Genomic DNA, 15,822 nt, shown 5'->3' on the forward strand with positions numbered 1-15,822 from the left:
GTGAATACGTTCCCGGACCTTGCACACACCGCCCGTCAAGCCATGGAAGCTGGGTGTACCTAAAGTCGGTAACCGAAAGGAGCTGCCTAAGGTAAAACTAGTGACTGGGGCTAAGTCGTAACAAGGTAGCCGTACCGGAAGGTGCGGCTGGAATACCTCCTTTTTAGAGTACTGTTTAACTACTTAATGCTGTTGCTTCCTTTTCTTTTAAACTTATTAATGAAGTTCTTTGCTGGTTAAGTTAGTGGCCCGTTTCAGACCCGTAGCTCAGTTGGTTAGAGCGCTACACTGATAATGTAGAGGTCACCAGTTCAACTCTGGTCGGGTCTACTTATCATACAGTAGAGTATAAAACGGGGGGTTAGCTCAGCTGGCTAGAGCATCTGCCTTGCACGCAGAGGGTCATCGGTTCGACTCCGATATCCTCCACTTACTTAAGTTCTTTCAATCTTATTTTAGTAATGACCAGAAGGGTCGCTTGGATCGAATCCATAATTACTACACTGTTGTTTACGAACGAATCTTTAAATCGTTAACAACTGAAGCTCTTTGACATATTGGGAAAGCGAATTATAAATTTACACATAGCAAATTAGTGGTGGTAACATCACTGCAATTTCAAAATTTTTTAAAGCAACATAAGGGCGTATGGTGGATGCCTTGGGTCTGAGAGGCGATGAAGGACGTGGTAAGCTGCGATAAGCTACGGAAAGCTGCACACGAGCATTATATCCGTAGATTTCCGAATGAGACAACTCACTATACTGAAGGTATAGTACCCGAAAGGGAGCCAACCCGGAGAACTGAAACATCTAAGTACCCGGTGGAAAAGAAAATAATAATGATTCCCTGAGTAGTGGCGAGCGAAATGGGAAGAGCCTAAACCTAAGGAGCGTGCTCCTTAGGGGTTGTAGGACTGCATTTAGAAGCTGTTATCAAGTTGAATCTTCTGGAAAGTTGAGCCATAGCGGGTGATAGCCCCGTAAGCACAAATTAACAGTAACGAGCAGTATCCTGAGTAATGCGGGACCGGAGGAATCCTGCATGAATCTGCCAGCACCATCTGGTAAGGCTAAATACTCCTCAGACACCGATAGTGAACCAGTACCGTAAGGGAAAGGTGAAAAGCACCCCGAACAGGGGAGTGAAATAGTACCTGAAACCGTACGCCTACAAGCGGTCGAAGCATCAGCAATGGTGTGACGGCGTGCCTTTTGCATAATGAGCCTACGAGTTACTCCTCACTGGCAAGGTTAAGTTCTTATTTAACGGAGCCGCAGCGAAAGCAAGTCCGAATAGGGCGTTTAGTCAGTGGGGGTAGACGCGAAACTTTGTGATCTATCCATGAGCAGGTTGAAGGTGTGGTAACACACACTGGAGGACCGAACCCATTAACGTTGAAAAGTTCTGGGATGACTTGTGGATAGGGGTGAAAGGCCAATCAAACTGAGAGATAGCTCGTTCTCCCCGAAATGTTTTTAGGAACAGCCTCGTATATTGAAGTGTGTTAGAGGTAGAGCTACTGATTGGGCTAGGGGGCTTCACCGCCTACCAAACCCTGACAAACTCCGAATGCTAACACATATCTACGGGAGTGAGGCTGCGGGCGCTAAGGTCCGTGGCCGAGAGGGAAATAACCCAGATTAGCAACTAAGGTCCCTAATAAGCAGTTAAGTTGATCAAACGCGGTGGGATTTCTATAACAGCCAGGATGTTTGCTTGGAAGCAGCCATTCATTTAAAGAGTGCGTAACAGCTCACTGGTCGAGAAATCCTGCACGGAAAATAATCGGGCATCAAACTGCTAACCGAAGTTCTAAACTCAAGCTTAATTGCGCGAGTGGTAGGGGAGCATTGAAAACAGCATCAAAGCCGTTGGGCGACCAATGGTGGAGCGTTTTCAAAAGAAAATGTAGGCATAAGTAACGATAAAAGAAGTGAAAAACTTCTTCGCCGAAAGTCTAAGGGTTCCTGATCAACGTTAATCGGATCAGGGTTAGTCCAGTCCTTAGGAAAACCCGAAAGGGGCATCTGATGGAAAGAAGGTTAATATTCCTTCACCTGCTATGCAATAAAAGTGACGCAAGATCGTGGTGGCTACGTACTGACGGAATAGTACGTTGAGCTGAACCTTCGGGGGAAGCGAAGCCATAAAAGTCTTGCCGAGAAAAGCGAGTATAGCAGCTGGTACCGCAAACCGACACAGGTAGACGGGATGAGTATTCTAAGGCGCTCGGGTGAGCCGTGGAGAAGGAACTAGGCAAATTGACGCTGTAACTTCGGGATAAAGCGTACCGCAGCGATGCGGTCTCAGTAAAATGGTTCAACCAACTGTTTAACAAAAACACAGGGCCCTGCAAAATCGTAAGATGACGTATAGAGCCTGATACCTGCCCGGTGCTGGAAGGTTAAGGAAGGATGTTCGGGCGCAAGCCCAAAGCTTCTGACTGAAGCCCCAGTAAACGGCGGCCGTAACTATAACGGTCCTAAGGTAGCGAAATTCCTTGTCGGGTAAGTTCCGACCTGCACGAATGGTCTAATGAGTTGAACACTGTCTCCTCCACGAGCCCGGTGAAATTGTAGTATCGGTGAAGATGCCGGTTACCCGCCACGGGACGGAAAGACCCCGTGAACCTTCACTACAACTTTGCATTGATTTTGAGCAACAAATGTGTAGGATAGTTGGGAGACTATGAAGCTGCCTCGCTAGGGGTGGTGGAGTCAACGTTGAAATACCAACCTTTTGTTGCTTAGAACCTAATCCCTTGCGGGAGACATTGCATGGTGGGTAGTTTGACTGGGGTGGTCGCCTCCTAAAAAGTAACGGAGGCTCGCAAAGGTACCCTCAGTACGGTTGGTAATCGTACATAGAGCGCATTAGTATAAGGGTGCTTGACTGTGAGGCAGACAAGCCGAGCAGGTGCGAAAGCAGGCTAAAGTGATCCGGTGGTTCTGCATGGAAGGGCCATCGCTCAAAGGATAAAAGGTACTCCGGGGATAACAGGCTGATCTTACCCAAGAGCTCATATCGACGGTAAGGTTTGGCACCTCGATGTCGGTTCGTCACATCCTGGGGCTGGAGAAGGTCCCAAGGGTTCGGCTGTTCGCCGATTAAAGTGGCACGTGAACTGGGTTCAGAACGTCGCAAGACAGTTCGGTCCCTATCTGTGGTGGGCGCTAGTAAATTGAGAGGACGTGACCTTAGTACGAGAGGACCGGGTCGCATGTACCGCTGGTGAATCGGTTGTGGTGCCAACTGCAATGCCGAGTAGCTACGTACAGCCAGGATAAACGCTGAAAGCATCTAAGCGTGAAACCTTCCTCAAGATGAGTTTACTTTTAAGGGTCGTCAAAGACGATGACGTTGATAGGCTACAGGTCTAAAGTTGGTAACAGCAAAGCCGAGTAGTACTAATTGCCCGTAAGCTTTAATTTTTTATTTTTATAATTCGTTTCTTTCCCAATATGTTAACTTATTAAAAGCTCCGCAAAAGCTTTACCTTTTTATGGTGGTTTTGCCGAGGGTGTTCACCTCTTCCCATCCCGAACAGAGCAGTTAAGCCCCTCATGGCCAATGGTACTTGGGTTTTGTCCCTGGGAGAGTAGGTAGCTGCCATATTTATTTAAAAAGCCTCATAGTTTTTCTATGAGGCTTTTTTGTTTATATCTGAACTTGATTGTTTCGGTTTAAACAATAAATATAAAAATCTTGGAATGCGAAGCGTATGAAAAATTCTCCTAAGCAGTTGCGTATTTATTACAATATTTTAGTGAAGTCTCTAGAGTAGCTTCCTTTTCATTTTTTTCAAAAAGTTCAAATAGATAGGATGAAAGAATTGCTTAGACTACAAAGTCAACAGACTGCACTGATGATATCTTTGAATACAAAACAAGATAATTTAATAAAATCTTTGTCGCAATAGTTTGAGACACTTCGGAATATTTATTCAGTTGGTGCATCAATGTTTAGGCATTTGTCAGATCAATTACTTCTCCAAAAATTTGAGCCACGACATAAGGTACGAAATCAAATACAGTTCCAGCAGGATATTAATTATTTATCTACTGCAAATTAGAATTTAAAAGTTTCTACCAGGTTTTATTTGCACAAGATGGAGATTTTACTCCTGACAAGGCAAGTTATATTAAAATCACAAGGGTAATTGACTCTATTTTAAACAGTCAATTTCAAAATCCTATTTTGACATCAAGTAATCTGTTTCATACTTGGTCAAATTTTTTTCAAACTAATCAAAGAGAATTAATTTTCATCAATTATAGTGGATTTCATCATGATATAACAGTAGATGGATATGATAATGAGGTTGATTACTTTTAGCAAACAGCTAATAAACAATACCAAACTTTGCAGCAAATAATTAATCAGACAGAAAGTGTGATAGCAAAGTTTGCCTCAAAAAATCCCATTAAAGTAAATTTGATTCTATCCTATTTTACACTAATTCGATTTAAAAGATTTTTTGAATTATCTCGTTCTATAAGTAATTTGTTGACTGATCTTTATTTCACATTCCGCCATACTATGTTCGCTATTATACCAATCGTCTTGTCATAATAACGGCTCACGATTAATGTTTGTAGGACTCATCTTTATCTTATTTGTTCAATAAGGTCTTAATGATCACGATTATTTCTTTTGAAATTGTATTACAACAAAAAAGTCCGGCTCTCAAGCCAGACTTAAACAACTATTTTGATTTGATGATTTAATACTAATAACGATTATAGCCACCGCCACCTTCGCCACGATTACGGTTGTAGCCGCCACCGCCGCTGTTGCCGCCGCGATAACCTCCACCGCCACTATTGCCGCCACGGAATCCGCCGCCGCTGTTACCGCCGCCAAAGCTTTTCTTTTTGTAACCGCCGCCGCCACCTTCGCCTTGCTGGCGTGGAGCAGACTCGTTTACAATAATTTTGCGGCCAGAGATTTCAGTTTCGTTCAGATTGCTAATGGCAGTACGTGCTGCTTCATCATCGTTCATTTCTACAAAACCAAAACCTTTGCTGCGATTGTTGTTAAATTTGTCGGTAACAATTTTTGCGGAAGCTACTTCGCCGTAAGGGGCAAATAAATTGTACAAATCATCACTGGTCATCCCCCAGTTAAGGTTTCCAACGTAAATGTTCATTTTGTTTATGGATAATAATTAAATAACTAAAAACAGTGTACCAAGATCCAAAAACATTTACGTCGAAACGTTCAGGGTATGGAAATAACTGTTGATTGCTTAACGAAGAAAAGTAATTAAGTTTATTTTTCCAAAATAATTTTGAGTTTATTTTTCAATTTTTTATGCAAAATCATTGTCTTACGTAGTGTGAATGCGGATGGTTGATTTTAAACAGCAATCATTACATTTGCCGCCAATTATTTTAAAATAAAATTTATGGCAACAACAGCAGACATTAGCAGAGGTATGATTTTGAAGCTGGATGGCAGTTTGTATTCTGTAGTAGAATTTGGAGAAAATAAAACTGCCCGTGCTGCGGCAAAAGTATGGGCTAAGCTAAAGGGCGTTGATAACAGCCGCACCATCGAAAAAACCTGGAACAGCGGTGAGAATATTTTTCCGGTGCGTGTAGAAAAGAAAACGTACCAGTTTTTGTATAAAGATGAGTCGGGTTACAACTTCATGGACAACGAAACCTTTGAGCAAATTACGCTGGCCGAAAACATGATAGATGCGCCACAATTTTTGAAAGAGGGTGCCGAAGTATTTGTGTTTGTTAATACGGAAACCGAGCAACCTATTGGCGCAGAACTGCCCGAAAAAATTGCCTTGCAAATTACTTACTGTGAGCCTGGACTAAGAGGTGATACAGCTACCCGCGCGCTAAAGGCTGCAACATTAGAAACTGGTGCTAATGTACAGGTACCACTGTTTGTGAATGAAGGAGAAATGATACGAATAAACACGAAAACCGGCGAATATGTAGAGCGCGTAAAAGAATAGATATAACTTTACCTTCATTAATAAAGTAATCATTACAGAATAGGGCACGTGCTATATGGCAGATACATTGTTTTCTATTTGCTTTATAAAAAAAGGTTTACTTTTCCATTCTTTTAAGTAGCTTTTACCGCCATATCATTGAAATCATCAAACCATTTGCTATATGGATTTTAAACAGATTCAGGAACTCATTAAGATCGTTAACCGGAGTAATATTGGCGAACTGTGCATTGAACAAAACGATTTTAAAATTACTATTAAACAAAAAGAAGAACACCAGGTACAAACAATTGTAGCAGCGCCGCAGCCAATGGCAATACCCCAGCAGCAAACGATCGTACCAGCGCCTATGCCGCCAACACCCACCTCTATGGATGCTGCTGCAGCTGCAGATCAGCCTGCTTCTACCAAAACAGATAATTACATTACGATTAAGAGTCCGATGATTGGTACTTTTTATCGTCGTCCGTCGCCCGACAAACCGATTTTTGCAGAGATAGGGGATGAGATAACGCCGGGCAAAGTGGTTTGTATTATCGAAGCTATGAAGCTGTTCAACGAAATTGAAAGTGAGGTAAGTGGTAAAATTGTGAAGATATTGGTAGAAGATGCCAGCCCGGTTGAATATGATCAGCCCCTGTTTTTAGTAGAGCCTTCTTAAATGCAAAGAAGGCAATTTTGTATATGGAAGTGACAGATTGTAAATTGCCTTTATATTATGACTCTTTTATTTTCAAAATTTTATTTCTCAAATTAACTATAAGTGTTTAATAAGATACTCGTAGCCAACCGCGGTGAAATAGCCTTGCGTGTTATTCGCACCTGCCGCGAGATGGGCATAAAAACGGTAGCTGTTTATTCTACTGCCGATAAAGACAGCCTTCATGTACGCTTTGCAGATGAAGCCGTGTGTATAGGCAAGCCGCAAAGCAGCGAGTCGTACCTGAATATTCCGCATATTATGGCAGCGGCAGAAATAACCAATGCCGATGCTATTCATCCGGGGTATGGATTTCTTGCAGAGAATGCTAAATTCTCTAAAATATGCGAAGACCATGGCATTAAGTTCATTGGACCTACCGGGGAAATGATAAGCAGCATGGGCGATAAAATAACGGCTAAAGAAACCATGATAAAAGCAGGTGTGCCTGTAGTACCCGGTAGTGGTGGCTTGCTCGAAAGCCTGGAGCAGGCAAAGTATTTAGCTAAGAATGAAGTAGGATATCCGGTGATCTTAAAAGCTACTGCCGGTGGTGGTGGTAAGGGTATGCGTGTAGTGTGGGAAGAAAGGGAACTGGAGCGGGCGTACGACACAGCCAAAGCCGAAGCGGCAGCCGCGTTCAAGAACGATGGCATCTACATGGAAAAATTTGTAGAGGAGCCGCGGCATATCGAGATTCAGGTGGCAGGCGACCAGTATGGTACCGTTTGCCATTTAAGCGAGCGTGATTGCTCCATACAACGCCGGCATCAGAAACTGGTAGAAGAGAGCCCTTCGCCGTTTATGACACCAGAACTGCGGCAAGAAATGGGCGCTGCCGCCATTAAAGCAGCAAGTGCAATTAATTATGAGAGTGTGGGCACTGTTGAATTTCTGGTAGATAAGCACCGCAACTTTTATTTTATGGAAATGAATACCCGCATACAGGTAGAACACTGTGTAACTGAAGAGGTAATCAACTTCGATCTGATAAAGGAACAAATAAAGATTGCAATGGGTGAGCGGATTTCGGGCAGAAACTACGAACCACAGGGACATGCTATTGAGTGCCGCATTAATGCCGAAGACCCGTACAACGATTTTCGCCCTTCACCCGGCAGAATAACGGTGCTGCATACGCCTGGCGGTCATGGCGTGCGGGTAGATAGCCATGTTTATACCGGCTATGTTATTCCGCCGTATTACGATTCAATGATTGGTAAATTAATTACCACAGCGCGTACCCGCGAAGAAGCCATAGATACAATGTACCGTGCATTAACAGAGTATGTGATAGAAGGCGTAAAAACCACTATTCCTTTTCACTTACAATTGATGCAAAATGAAGATTTCCGCAGGGGCAACTTTACTACCAAGTTCTTAGAAACTTTTAAAATGCAGTAATCCGCTTTTGCAGTAGCAGTAATATTTAATTTCTTCTAAATAAAAAACGCTTTTTGCCGGCAAAAAGCGTTTTTTATTTAAATACTTGCATAGGATTTGCACAATTGATTATTTGTACGATAAGGTTATTTTTAAATAGTTTAAAGTATCAGGTGGAAATTTGAAGTGCACGATAGTGTAAAAGCTAATCAAAGCACTACTGCTAAGCGCATAAGAAGGAGGCTTCTGGAGGCGTTTTTCACAACTACTTTTAAATATATGCCGGTATTAAATAGTCTTAATTAAAAAACAAAACCATTAATAATCAGGTGTATGCTATAGTAAAAATTTTCTTTTGCCGCTTAACAAAATTCCTTGTTAATTACAAATACGCTTGCAGCGGCTCTTTTATTTTCAATTAATTTTGATACGCATGTTACAAAAAACAATAAACTTTATGATGAGTAAAAAAGTGCTGCCAATAGTAATTATTGTGTTGTTGGGCGGAATTTTATGGGCTTTCAGGAGTAGCGGAAAAACTCCGGGAGACGATGAAAAAACAAAGCAACAGCAACTATTGGTAACCATAGGTGTAATATTGGAAAAGCGGCACTACGATCCAAAAAAGATTGATGATAGTTTTTCAAAAGAAATATTCAAGCAATATCTCAATGCGCTCGACCAGGACAAAGATTTGTTTTTGCAGACGGACATTGCTTCGTTAAGAAAATACGAAACCACTATTGATGATGAAATTCATGGCGATATAGCATTGGAATTTTATCCGGTAGCTACGGCTTTGTATCAGCAGCGGCTGAAAGAATCACCTGCTATTTACAAAGAAATTCTCTCAAAGCCATTTGATTTTACGGTGAATGAAAAAGTACAGATGGATGCTGATAAAAACGACTATCCTGCCGATATTGCTGCCCGCAAGGATGTATGGCGCAAGCGGTTGAAATATTATACACTCGACCGTTATGTAGACTTGCAGACACAGCGCGATAAAGCAGGTGCCAAAGACAGCTTGCGCGGTAAAACAGATGTACAACTGGAAAAAGAGGCGCGCGAAACGGTGCTTAAAATAATGGATCGCATTTACGAGCGCCAGCAAAAAACATTTAATGAAGAAGAACAGTTTAGCGACTTCATTAATATAATTACCAATACAATGGACCCTCATACCAACTACTATCCGCCGGTTGCCAAACGCACTTTTGATGAAGAGATGGGCGGTCGCTTTTATGGTATAGGCGCATTGCTGAAAGAAGAAGACGGGCAAATAAAAATTGCCAGCGTTGTTACCGGCAGTCCAGCCTGGAAAACGGGTAAAGTACAGGCAAATGATGTAATTGTGAAAGTAGCGCAGGGTAGCAATCCGCCGGTTGATATTACTGGTTATGGTACTACCGATGCAGTAAAACTTATTCGCGGCAGCAAAAGCACCGAAGTTCGCCTAACACTTAAAAAGCCGGATGGAACACAGGTGGTAGTGCCTATTATAAGAGATGAAATAACACTCGATGAAACCTTTGCCCGCAGTGCAATCATTAACAGTGGCAGCAAAAAAATAGGTTATATATTTCTTCCGGAGTTTTATTTGGATGTAACCCGCCCCGATGGTGCACAATGCTCGCAGGATGTTGCTAAGGAAGTGCGCAAGCTACAGGCAGAGAATGTAGATGGCATTGTGATAGACTTGCGTGGAAATCCCGGCGGCAGCCTGCCGGAAGTGGTAAAAATGGCCGGTTTGTTTATCAAATCAGGCCCAATTGTGCAGGCAAAGGATAAGGATGGTAAGCCCATCATCTGGAGTGATGATGATGAAAGTATATTGTATAATGGGCCGTTGGCAGTGATGGTAAACGAAGGCAGTGCTTCTGCTTCCGAAATTTTTGCCGCTGCTATGCAGGATTACAAGCGTGCTATTATCGTAGGCAGTTCTTCTACGTATGGCAAAGGTACCGTGCAAAAACCAGTGCCTGTGATGTTGGGCAATTCTATGAATATGTTTACAAATGCTGCAGATGGCAGCAGTGCAGCTTTGGTGCTTACTTTTGAGAAGTTCTACCGTATTACCGGTGGTTCTACGCAACAGAAAGGCGTAACACCCGATATAATTATACCTGATGCTTACGAATATTTTAAATTCCGTGAGAAAGACAATCCATCGGCTTTGCCCTGGGATCAGATACAAAAAACAGATTATACACCCTGGAAGCCTGAAGCTGATTTCAACCAGGTAGAAGCAGAAGCAAAGCAGCAGATCAATAGTGATTCGGCATTTATGGGCATCCGTAGAAACACGGCCTGGCTGGGTGAGAATACAGATAAGGAATACGCTCTTAACATAGATAAGTATAAAGCACAAATGGAAACTTTGAAAAGAGTAAGTCGTGCAAATGATTCGCTCGCTAAGCTTTCACAACCATTGGATATTAAGCCGGCAGCTTCTGATGTGGACAGATACTTCAACAATCCGGACACGATCAAGGGAGAGCGCAATAAGCAGTGGCTTCAGGCATTGCAAAAGGACAGATATGTTGATGAAACTGTAGATATTTTAAAAGATATGATTACGTCGGCAAACAGCAATGTTGCCAAGAACTAATGTTTTAGCTTGTATAATTAAAAAGGAAAGGCTCTCATGCCTTTCCTTTTTAATTTAATAGAAGGGGACGGAAAAATGAGGTTTTATAACATCGTACCCTTCATTGGTAGCAATCGCATTCACGAAACATCACGCAGTCAGCAGCTTGCAAACTCTTCCGCTTTGACAATGCTTTTAAAAAGGCTTATGATTTTACAGTTTTAGTGTAAACGGGCTTATAATAAGCACGAAAAACATAGATGCACAAATTTTGGAATAACACTTGCAGACTCTAATAAAACTGTTACTATGAAAAAAAAGCTATATGCACTTGCAGGTGGGTTAGTAGGTACCGCTGTCCTCACTGCATTGCACCAGTCTATTCGTTATGCTTTCCCCAATATAGCCCCACGTATGGATTTATTAGACCTCAATTTAATACATAAAGTAGGCGATCGTATGCATCTTGCGCTGCCACCTGATGATGAATTGTATAAAGCAACTTTTATAGGAGAAGCAGTCTGCAACACAGCTTACTACAGTCTTATTGGTGGCAACTGCCCACAAATGAAAGGTTGGTTGTTAGGCGCTGTTGCAGGAGTAAGCGCTGTTATTTTGCCGGAACATTTAGGTATAGATCCTGCCCCCAGCAATCGCACTAAGGCAACACAATACTTAACCGTTGGTTACTATGTAGCCGGAGCCTTAGCTGCCGCCGCTACCATCAAATGGCTCAATAGCCTTTCAGACTAATAAATAAGAATTTATAAATAAAAAAATGCTGCAGTTTTGTTTTACATAGCTGCGGCATTTTTTATTGAAGTTATATTGCTATTGCTCTCTCTTAGTTCTTCAAGATTTATCTTATTTTCTTACCTCTCTGGAATACTACTACTTTATTCCTTTTCCATTTACTTCATTACTTCTTCTATCACTTTACCCACACAACCACTGGGCATTTGTATGTGCAGCAAGGCAGCCGTAGTAGCAGCAATATCTGTCATATACGTTTCGCGGTTGGTTTTGCCTTTGGCAATGCCCCAGCCATACCACAGCAAGGGAATATGCGAATCGTAAGGATTCCATAAACCGTGTGAAGTACCATTGCCATTGCCCGAGACATATCCAGGCTTTAAAACAAATTGAATATCACCGCTGCGTGTAGGCATGAAGCCGTTCGCAAACATATCCTGCTGTTTACTGTTCAATGGGATAGTCATCAAATTATCGAGCGCAAAAGCATTGGTAATGCCATCCTGCTTCAGTAAATAACTTACAATGAAATCACTGATTTCCTTTTTATTAAAATGTGCAGAGTCTATCAGATTGTTATCTAAGTAAAGCTGATAATTTTCTTCAGCTATTATCAGTTTATCTGTATTATACTTATCCTTCAAAAGCGCTTTTAAACTATTCATTATTGCAGCGCCCTTGAAAGCACCGCCGGGCAATTTGTGTTCAACAGAAAAATTGGGCACATGTGCCACCGCGTGGTCGGCAGTAAGAAATACGGTGTAATTGCCTTTGCCCACCTGTGCATCCAAAAAATTAAAGAAGTTGCCCAGTACAGCATCCAATCTTACATAATCATCCATTTGCTCCCACGAATTTGGCCCAAAAGAATGACCAATATAATCGGGCGAAGAAAAGCTAACCGTTAAAAAATCTGTTTGAGCGGATTTGCCAAGACGTTCACCTATTACTGCAGCTTCTGCAATAGCTGCTGTTAAACTGTTGCCATAAGGTGTAGAAGCTATTTTGCCATAATCTTTACCTGCAAAAGCAGCAAGATTATAAGGAAATGCCTTTTGCTCGCTGCCCAGCGGCTTATTCTCATAAGGCACTTCATCTGCGGTGGAATATTGCAAATACGTTTCTTTGGGCAACAGAGTATTCCAGTTAAGTTTATATAAAGAATCCACTATTTTCCGGCTATTAAATGCCTGCATCCACTGCGGAAGTTGCTGCATATAATAGGTACTCGTTATAAAATCGCCGGTTTTATTGTTGTACCAATAAGCTGCATCGGCAGCGTGACCGGCAGGTAATATGGCCCCGCGGTCTTTAATAGCCACACCAATTACTTTGCTCTTAAAGTTGGTAGCCAGTTTCAATTCATCCCCGATGGTGGTTGTCAGCAGGTTGCGGGGGCTCATTTTGCCTACCTCATCATTGCTGCCTACGGAGTTTACACTGTTGTCTTCGCTACAATACATAGTGGTATGTTGCAGCCGGTCGTACCATTCATTACCCATAATACCGTGTATTGCCGGTACGCTGCCGGTGTACACGCAGGTATGACCTGCTGCCGTAACCGTAGGGGTGTAAGGAATAAACGTATTTTCGCAGCTAAAGCCGTTGTTCAAAAAGCGTTTAAAACCGCCATCATTTTTAAATAGCGGGTAAAAACGGTACAGATAATCCCAGCGCATTTGATCTACCACAATACCCACTACCAGCTTAGGACGACTAACGTTGGAAGTAGTAAGTGCCGGAGCTGCGCTCTTGCTAAGTGATTGTGCAGGAGCAGATTGGGCAAGCAAAAAGAGGAGAAAGAGCCATATAATTTTCTTCATGGTTAAGCATTAAAGCGCAAATGTAATGTTAGCTTTATACAATTGATTGGTCGCTTTTTAATTAATGGCTATTTTTGCACGCGAAAAATAAACGATTGCAACAGCAGTCGTACTTTAAAACAATACATGTATGGCAGATATTTTTGAAAGATTGCTTAAAAACTATGGCCCTATTGGCCAGCACCGTGAGCGTGCGCATGGCTATTTTGCATTTCCCAAGCTGGAAGGTGAGATAGGTAGCCGTATGAAATTTCGTGGTAAAGAGGTAATTGTGTGGAGTTTGAATAATTATCTTGGTTTAGCTAATCATCCCGAAATACGAAAGGTAGATGCGGAAGCATCGGCTCAATTTGGTCTGGCGGCACCTATGGGGGCGCGTATGATGAGTGGTAATACCAACTGGCATGAGCAACTGGAAAAAGAACTTGCCGAATTTGAACATAAAGAAGATGCCATCCTGCTTAACTACGGTTATCAGGGTATAATGAGTGCTATAGATGCGCTTTGCGGCCGGCACGATGTAATTATTTATGATGCCGAAAGCCACGCTTGTATTATAGATGGCTTACGCCTGCATCCTGGTCACCGATATGTATATAAGCATAACGAAGTAGAAGACCTGAAAAAGCAACTGGAACGCGCTACTAGCATGATAGAAAAGCAAGGTAATGGCGGCATACTCGTTATTACCGAAGGCGTATTTGGTATGGCGGGTGACCAGGGCAAACTGAAAGAAATCTGCGACCTGAAAAAGACTTACGAATTCCGCCTGCTGGTAGATGATGCGCATGGCTTTGGCACGCTGGGCAAGACCGGCGCAGGTGCCGGCGAAGAGCAAGGCTGCCAAGATGAAATAGATCTATACTTTTCCACATTCGCTAAATCTATGGCTTCTATAGGTGCGTTTATTGCCGGTCCGCATGTAATTATTGATTATATCCGTTACAACATCCGCTCGCAAATATTCGCCAAAAGCCTTCCTATGCCTTTTGTAGTTGGCAATTTGAAGCGGTTGCAGCTATTGCGCAGCAAACCCGAACTAAAAGAAAAACTCTGGTACACTGCCCGTAAGCTGCAGCAAGGCTTAAAAGAGAATGGTTTTGACATTGGTAAGACCAATAGCCCGGTAACGCCGGTGTATATGAAAGGTGGGGTAGAAGAGGCAACCGCAATGGTAATGGATTTACGTGAAAATTATGGTGTATTTTGCTCTATCGTTACTTACCCGGTTATTCCAAAAGGGCACATTATTTTCCGTATGATACCTACTGCTGCACACACAGATGCAGATATAGAACAAACGCTTAAAGCCTTTACCGAAACTAAACAAAAGCTGGATGCCGGCGAATACAAAGTAGGAGCAATACCCGATATGGCTGACGCACGTTAGATATTTCGAAGGGTTATTTATATAATGAAGAGCCTCACCAACGGTGAGGCTCTTTTATTTGTGAGATTGCTATGCTATTAAAAGGTGTTTATTAATACTGCTGATTTTTAATAACAACCTGTATACCTATACGAACTGTAAGTTCATAAATGCTGTTTGCTGGTTAAAACTTTACCGTAGGGCATTTTACCGATTTATCGCCGCCACCATAAATGCCCGTTTTTACTAATGATAATTCATAGGCGCCATAGCGATTATTGTAATTGCCTAAGGAAGAGGTGGTAGCATCGTAGCTCACCGTTATTTTATAATCTTTTAGCTGAAAACCTACCATCGGGATTGCGGCATCTCTATAGCGATAATACAAGCCGCCAATCAACTGCGCGGTACCATCGCCACTGAGGTTGTAATTGGCATTCAGACCAGCTACCACTTCCCAGTTATTTGCCATTTTACTCACATACGCATTAGGGTTTACAATCCATTGGTCGTTTAATTTAATAGCAGCATTTGCAAACGCCGTATAACGTACATCCAATCTTTGATCTACTAACGATTGCTGCGAAAAAAAGCTTTCCCGCGGGCGGTTGATGTGCGATGCGCTAAATCCTGCATTAAAATACAAATTTTCACTCGGGAAAAATGCATAGTTCAGTCCTGCCTGCAGGTCAAAATAGCCAATCTGGCTATAGGCAAAACTTTCGTTGGAAGGGATATTAATATCAAAGAATTTTCCGTTCCACTGATTATCGAAAGTAAGCTTGGTAAAGTCAACTTTTTTAGAGATAAAACCAACATTAAACCCGGCGCTCAGCAAACTGGATAAGCCGAGCAACTGATGATAAGCCACCGAGCCAAAGGCCCGGGTAGAGGTGAGATTGCCGGCACCTGCCACATCGCGCAGCAGCGCACCACCAATACCTACCCATCCATTATCAAAGCGGTTATTAAACAATTGTGCATCACCCCAGGCGCTCATCGTTTTATATGGATTGGCAGTAAGGCTGGAGTATTGGTTGCGGTAGCTTACTCCTGCACGCCAGTCCACTTCGGGCGCAAAGCCGGTATTGGCCGGATTGATAAGCAATGGATTATTAAAATATTGAGAAAAATGCAGGTCCTGCGCAAGTGTTGTTTGCACACTGCAGCATAATACCAGCATCATAGAACAGCTTACGGCTAACAATTGTTTTTTCATAGTTCTCC

Annotated in this window: 9 protein-coding genes, 2 tRNA genes and 3 rRNA genes (1 of these 14 running past the window's edge); 11 read left to right on the forward strand and 3 right to left on the reverse strand. The window is 42.4% G+C overall.

Annotated elements, in window-relative coordinates:
* The 5 genes from FC093_RS06735 to rrf all read left to right on the forward strand — a co-directional run.
* A 16S ribosomal RNA gene (locus tag FC093_RS06735) occupies positions 1–163 on the forward strand (it extends 1,364 nt beyond the left edge of the window).
* Positions 164–256: 93 nt separating this feature from the next.
* Positions 257–330: transfer RNA gene (locus tag FC093_RS06740), tRNA-Ile, on the forward strand.
* Between the two features lie 25 nt (positions 331–355).
* Positions 356–429, forward strand: a tRNA-Ala gene (locus FC093_RS06745).
* A 198-nt stretch (positions 430–627) separates the two neighbouring features.
* A 23S ribosomal RNA gene (locus tag FC093_RS06750) occupies positions 628–3,434 on the forward strand.
* A gap of 70 nt (positions 3,435–3,504) precedes the next feature.
* Positions 3,505–3,618 (forward strand): 5S ribosomal RNA (gene rrf / locus FC093_RS06755).
* The 16S, 23S and 5S rRNA genes sit together here with 2 tRNA genes alongside, the layout of an rRNA operon.
* Positions 3,619–4,732: 1,114 nt before the next feature.
* Here the strand turns inward: rrf and FC093_RS06760 are convergent.
* Entirely contained in the window at positions 4,733–5,152 is a 420-nt protein-coding gene (locus tag FC093_RS06760; RefSeq protein WP_137260998.1) for an RNA recognition motif domain-containing protein, read from the reverse strand.
* A 258-nt stretch (positions 5,153–5,410) separates the two neighbouring features.
* Here FC093_RS06760 and efp point away from each other — a divergent pair, with 258 nt between their 5' ends.
* The 5 genes from efp to FC093_RS06785 all read left to right on the forward strand — a co-directional run bounded on the left by efp (position 5,411) and on the right by FC093_RS06785 (position 11,403).
* Positions 5,411–5,977, forward strand: a complete 567-nt coding sequence (gene efp / locus FC093_RS06765) for an elongation factor P (RefSeq protein ID WP_137260999.1) — start codon at positions 5,411–5,413, stop codon at positions 5,975–5,977.
* A gap of 163 nt (positions 5,978–6,140) precedes the next feature.
* Positions 6,141–6,638 (forward strand): acetyl-CoA carboxylase biotin carboxyl carrier protein, encoded by a 498-nt coding sequence (accB, locus tag FC093_RS06770; protein ID WP_137261000.1) that lies wholly within the window; start codon positions 6,141–6,143, stop codon positions 6,636–6,638.
* A 102-nt stretch (positions 6,639–6,740) separates the two neighbouring features.
* Complete coding sequence (gene accC / locus FC093_RS06775) at positions 6,741–8,081, forward strand: acetyl-CoA carboxylase biotin carboxylase subunit (protein WP_137261001.1); 1,341 nt, start codon at positions 6,741–6,743, stop codon at positions 8,079–8,081.
* Between the two features lie 436 nt (positions 8,082–8,517).
* Positions 8,518–10,671 carry a carboxy terminal-processing peptidase gene (locus tag FC093_RS06780; RefSeq protein WP_137261002.1) on the forward strand — a complete coding sequence of 718 codons (2,154 nt, stop codon included), beginning with the start codon at positions 8,518–8,520 and terminating at the stop codon, positions 10,669–10,671.
* A gap of 288 nt (positions 10,672–10,959) precedes the next feature.
* Complete coding sequence (locus FC093_RS06785) at positions 10,960–11,403, forward strand: hypothetical protein (protein WP_137261003.1); 444 nt, start codon at positions 10,960–10,962, stop codon at positions 11,401–11,403.
* 158 nt (positions 11,404–11,561) lie between these two features.
* On the opposite strand, the gene pafA is transcribed toward FC093_RS06785, so the two are convergent.
* Positions 11,562–13,226: an alkaline phosphatase PafA gene (gene pafA, locus FC093_RS06790; RefSeq protein WP_137261004.1), complete on the reverse strand. Its 1,665-nt coding sequence runs from the start codon at positions 13,224–13,226 to the stop codon at positions 11,562–11,564.
* A 130-nt stretch (positions 13,227–13,356) separates the two neighbouring features.
* Between pafA and FC093_RS06795 the strand changes: the two genes are divergently transcribed.
* Complete coding sequence (locus tag FC093_RS06795) at positions 13,357–14,616, forward strand: aminotransferase class I/II-fold pyridoxal phosphate-dependent enzyme (RefSeq protein WP_137261005.1); 1,260 nt, start codon at positions 13,357–13,359, stop codon at positions 14,614–14,616.
* 163 nt (positions 14,617–14,779) lie between these two features.
* On the opposite strand, the gene FC093_RS06800 is transcribed toward FC093_RS06795, so the two are convergent.
* Positions 14,780–15,814 (reverse strand): PorP/SprF family type IX secretion system membrane protein, encoded by a 1,035-nt coding sequence (locus tag FC093_RS06800; RefSeq protein WP_240743222.1) that lies wholly within the window; start codon positions 15,812–15,814, stop codon positions 14,780–14,782.
* Positions 15,815–15,822: the final 8 nt, after the last annotated feature.

Origin of the sequence: Ilyomonas limi, assembly GCF_005233845.1 — a bacterium.
Classification (GTDB): domain Bacteria; phylum Bacteroidota; class Bacteroidia; order Chitinophagales; family Chitinophagaceae; genus Ilyomonas; species Ilyomonas limi.